At 37.2% G+C, this 801-nt stretch carries 1 protein-coding gene; it reads right to left on the bottom strand.

The window, feature by feature from the left end:
* Positions 1-801: Tn3 family transposase (locus FE392_RS22290; RefSeq protein WP_319931826.1), on the bottom strand; the 801-nt coding region annotated here is incomplete at both ends.

Genomic DNA, 801 nt, shown 5'->3' with positions numbered 1-801 from the left:
TGCCAACCTTCTAATATCTTCATAGTTTTCTTTTATTAACTTTACATTAATTTTTCCTTTTAAAAGTGCTTGAACATTTTCATATTCTTCTCCACCAGGTATAGAAAAAAGCTTAGTATCTGCCAAATCACGAATACGAGGAGCAAATCGAAATCCCAACAAGTGTGTTAAAGCGAAAACTTGATCTGTATATCCAGCTGTATCTGTGTAATGTTCTTCAATTTTTAAATCTGTTTCATGATGAAGAAGCCCATCTAATACATGAAGAGCATCTCGTGCATTGGTAGTAATGACTTTCACATGATAGGCAGATAGCTGATCACTTACAAATCGATAAATGGTTCCACCTTTTCCCGTTCCATAGTGTGGATTGGAATCTGCATGTAGAGAACGTACAGCAATGGATAAACGCATACCATCAGAAGAAGAAGTTGTCCCATCTCCCCAATAGGATGATAACTTTTGTTCCTTTTGGAAATTCACGAGAATAGATTGAGCGCGAACCATTGCATCATCATACATTCTCCATTGTGAAGCATTTGCCATTTGTCTATAGGAGATTCCAGGGGTAGCTTCCGCCATTTTTGTAAGACCTATATTTGTCCCCATTGCCATCAAAGTAGCTAATACAATATTCTGTTCCTCTTGATCAGGAGATTGATTGGTAGAGGCGTGGATAAATTGATCATGAAATCCAGTCCAACTGGCCACTTCTATTAGTAAATCTGTCAGTTTTATTCTGGGTAACATACTATGAAGAAGTTTACTAAATGCTTTTGCTTCTTCTGGAGTTCCTCTATC

Source organism: Xenorhabdus santafensis (genome assembly GCF_033949405.1).
Lineage (GTDB): Bacteria > Pseudomonadota > Gammaproteobacteria > Enterobacterales > Enterobacteriaceae > Xenorhabdus > Xenorhabdus santafensis.
Note: the sequence above shows the minus strand (reverse complement) of the source record. Positions and strands in the feature narration are given on the sequence as shown.